Origin of the sequence: Paraburkholderia sp. (genome assembly GCF_036488505.1) — a bacterium.
Classification (GTDB): Bacteria; Pseudomonadota; Gammaproteobacteria; order Burkholderiales; family Burkholderiaceae; genus Paraburkholderia.
Genome location: NZ_DASXHN010000473.1, coordinates 1 through 3,865, shown reverse-complemented (window position 1 = coordinate 3,865; position 3,865 = coordinate 1). Strand labels below are relative to the sequence as shown.

Annotated in this window: 3 protein-coding genes; all 3 read right to left on the bottom strand. The window is 61.8% G+C overall.

Annotation, left to right across the window (positions count from 1 at the left end):
• Window positions 1–532, bottom strand: a 532-nt coding sequence (gene truB / locus VGH68_RS27360) for a tRNA pseudouridine(55) synthase TruB (RefSeq protein ID WP_331606853.1), incomplete at its 3' end; no start/stop codon positions are given.
• Between the two features lie 3 nt (window positions 533–535).
• Window positions 536–934: a 30S ribosome-binding factor RbfA gene (gene rbfA / locus VGH68_RS27355; RefSeq protein WP_331606852.1), complete on the bottom strand. Its 399-nt coding sequence runs from the start codon at window positions 932–934 to the stop codon at window positions 536–538.
• A 121-nt stretch (window positions 935–1,055) separates the two neighbouring features.
• A partial coding sequence (gene infB, locus VGH68_RS27350; protein WP_331606851.1) for a translation initiation factor IF-2 occupies window positions 1,056–3,865 on the bottom strand: 2,810 nt, incomplete at its 5' end.

Genomic DNA, 3,865 nt, shown 5'->3' with positions numbered 1-3,865 from the left:
TGCACGTGACGCGAAACGTCACGTCCGGCAGCGCGCACGCGAGCAGGTCGAGCGCATGAATCGTCACCTGGCGCCCTTCCCGCTCGAGCGTCTGGCCGGCGCGCGCATATTCATACAGCGGCTTGCCGTCGCGCTTGAGGGCTGAATACATCGGTGGGATTTGCGCAATCTCGCCGCGAAAATGGGCCATGGCCGCGTGGATCGCGGCTTCGTCGCAGGTGATGTCGCGCGTTTGCAGCGCGTCACCCTCGGTGTCGCCCGTCGTGGTGCGCACGCCAAGACGCATCGTTGCTTCGTAAGTCTTGTCGGCCTCGAGCAAATCCTGCGAGAACTTCGTCGCTTCGCCAAAGCACAGCGGCAGCAAACCGGTGGCGAGCGGATCGAGCGTGCCCGTATGCCCGGCCTTCTTCGCCAGATAAATTCTTTTAGCGCGAATCAGCGCGTCATTACTGGAAAGACCGAGCGGTTTGTCGAGCAGCAACACGCCATCCAGCACACGACGCGCAATCTTCGGACGAGCAGAGCCGTTCATCGATCAGGCGCCCTTCTCGTCGTCTGCTTTGTCTTCTTCGTCGTCCTTCGCGCGCGTCGAGTTCGCTTCATCGATCAGCTTCGACATCTCCACTGCGCGCACGACTGTCTGGTCGTAGTGAAAATGCAGCGTCGGCACGGTGTGGATGTGCAAACGCTTGAACAGCAGGTTGTGCAAATGCCCTGCCGCGTGATTCAGCCCAGCTTCCGTTTCCTTCGGATCGCCGGTCAGCGTCGTGAAATACACCTTCGCGTGCGCGTAATCAGGCGTCAGTTCGACGCTTTGCATCGTCACCATGCCGATGCGCGGATCCTTCACATCGCGCACCAGTTCGGACAGATCGCGCTGGATCTGATCGGCGATCTGCACGTTGCGATTAGGGGAAGTACGTTTCTTGGCCATGATGTTTCCGTAAATTTGTATGCCGCCGGATGCCGGCTTCGCACGAGCGCTTGCCCAGGCAAATAAAAAGGGCGGAGCGGGCGTGAAGCCCACTCCGCCCTCGAGTCCAGCGGTGAATCTTTTATAGCGTACGTGCGACTTCGGTCACTTCGAAGATCTCGAACTGATCGCCTTCCACCATGTCGTTGTAATTCTTCAGCGACATACCGCACTCGAAGCCCTGACGCACTTCCTTCACGTCGTCCTTGAAGCGCTTGAGCGAATCGATTTCGCCCGTGTGAACAACCACGTTGTTGCGCAATACGCGCACCATCGAGTTCCGCTTGACGAAGCCGTCGGTGACCATACAACCCGCGATCGCGCCAATCTTCGGCACACGGATGATCTGGCGCACTTCCACCATACCCGTGACCACTTCGCGCTTCTCCGGCGCCAGCATGCCCGACATGGCTGCTTTCACTTCATCTACAGCGTCATAGATGATGTTGTAGTAACGAATGTCGATACCGTTCGACTCCGCCACCTTGCGCGCCTGAGCATCGGCACGTGTGTTGAAGCCGATGATGACCGCCTTCGATGCCGTCGCCAAATTGACGTCCGACTCGCTGATCGCGCCAACCGCGCTGTGCACGATCTGCACGCGCACTTCGTTGGTCGAGAGTTTCTGCAGCGACTGCACCAGCGCTTCCTGCGAACCTTGCACGTCGGCCTTGACGATCAACGGCAAGTTCTGCACGTTGCCTTCCGTCATGGACTCGAGCATGTTTTCGAGCTTTGCGGCCTGCTGCTTCGCCAGCTTGACGTCGCGGAACTTGCCTTGACGGAACAACGCGATTTCGCGCGCCTTGCGTTCGTCCGGCAGGACCATGACTTCCTCACCTGCGCCCGGGACTTCCGACAGACCCTGGATCTCAACCGGAATCGACGGACCCGCCGACTTGATCGGCTTGCCGGTTTCGTCGAGCATGGCCCGAACGCGACCAAAAGCCGTACCCGCCAGCACGATGTCGCCGCGATTCAGCGTACCCGACTGCACCAGGATGGTCGCAACCGGACCCTTACCCTTGTCGAGCTTCGCTTCGATCACGAGACCCTTGGCCGGTGCTTCGATCGGCGCCTTCAACTCCATCACTTCAGCTTGCAGCGAGACGTTTTCCAGCAGGCTCTCGATACCCAGACCGGTTTTCGCCGACACTTCGACGAACGGCGAATCGCCACCATATTCTTCCGGCACGACGCCTTCAGCCACGAGTTCCTGCTTCACGCGTTCCGCATTCGCATCCGGCTTGTCGATCTTGTTGATCGCCACGACGATAGGCACGCCACCCGCCTTCGCGTGAGCGATGGCTTCCTTCGTTTGCGGCATCACGCCGTCGTCGGCTGCGACTACGAGAATCACGATGTCCGTAGCCTTCGCACCACGAGCACGCATGGCCGTGAAGGCCTCGTGACCCGGCGTGTCCAGGAACGTGATCACGCCGCGAGGCGTTTCCACGTGATAGGCACCAATGTGCTGCGTAATCCCGCCCGCTTCGCCGGACGCGACCTTTGCGCGGCGAATGTAATCGAGCAGCGAGGTCTTGCCGTGGTCGACGTGACCCATGACGGTAACGACCGGCGGACGCGGCAGGCGTTCGCCCACTTCTTCCGTCGTTTCGCCTCCGACCAGCATGGCTTCCGGATCGTCCAGCTTGGCCGCAACGGCGCTGTGACCCAGTTCTTCGACGACGATCATCGCCGTTTCCTGGTCGAGCACCTGGTTGATCGTGACCATCTGGCCCAGCTTCATCATCACCTTGATGACTTCCGAAGCCTTCACCGACATCTTGTGCGCGAGGTCCGCCACCGACACCGTTTCCGGCACGTGCACTTCGCGCACCACCGGTTCCGTCGGCGCCTGGAAGTTGGTCTGATCCTGATGTTTGCCACGGCCCTTCGGGCCGCCGCGCCAGCCGCGGTCTACACCGCCGCTGGTGTCGCCACGCGTCTTGATCCCGCGACGCTTGGCTGCATCGTCCTGCCAGCTGCTCTTGCCACCGGCCTTCTTCTTGTCCGGTCCCAACGACGGCGTGGTCGCAGCCGGTGCGCCTGCGGCCGGCTTCTTGGCGACCGCCGGACGTGCCGGAGCCGAGCCTTCCGGACGCGCCGGCTTGTGCAGCGTACCCTTGGCTTCCGCAGCCTTCGCACCTTCCGCTACCTTGGCGGCAGCGGCTGCGGTAGCAGCAGCCGCGGCCGCAGCCACGACTGCGGGCGCCGGCTCAGCCGGTTTCGCCTGTTGAGCCTTGCGCGGCGTATTCATCATTTCTCGGATAGCGCGCGCTTCAGCTTCAGCTGCTGCACGGCGTTTCGCGATCTGGTCGTGCTCGGCACGCGCCTTTTCGGTCGCGGCGCGCGCGGCATCTTCCGCCTTCTTCGCGGCTTCGCGTTGAGCGGCACGCTCGGCGGCGGCCTTCTCGTCGACCTGCGGCGCGACAACTTCAGCCTTCACCGGTTCGTCGGCGACGTGTTCCGCCTTCGATTGAGCGCGGGATTCCGGACGAGCCGCAGACGCAGCACGCGAAATTTCCGCGGCTTCCGCCTGGGCGGCGGCACGCTTCGCCTCTTCTTCCTCGGCACGCCGGCGCTCGGCTTCGGCAGCCTCTTCACGCGCAACCCGTTCCGCCTCTTCGCGTTCGAAGCGTTCCTGACGTTCCTTCAATTCCAGCGCTTCTTTCTCGAGCAATTCGGCTGCTTGACGCGCCTCTTCGTCCCGGCGCTGCAGTTCGGCTTCGTCCACTTCGTCTTCTTCGACGTGGTTCGCACCTTCAACGACTTGTTCAACACCGCTCTCGTCGCGCTTCACGAATACGCGCTTCTTGCGGACCTCGACCTGAATGGTGCGAGCTTTACCCGTAGAGTCGGATTGCTTGATTTCCGACGTATGCCGGCGGG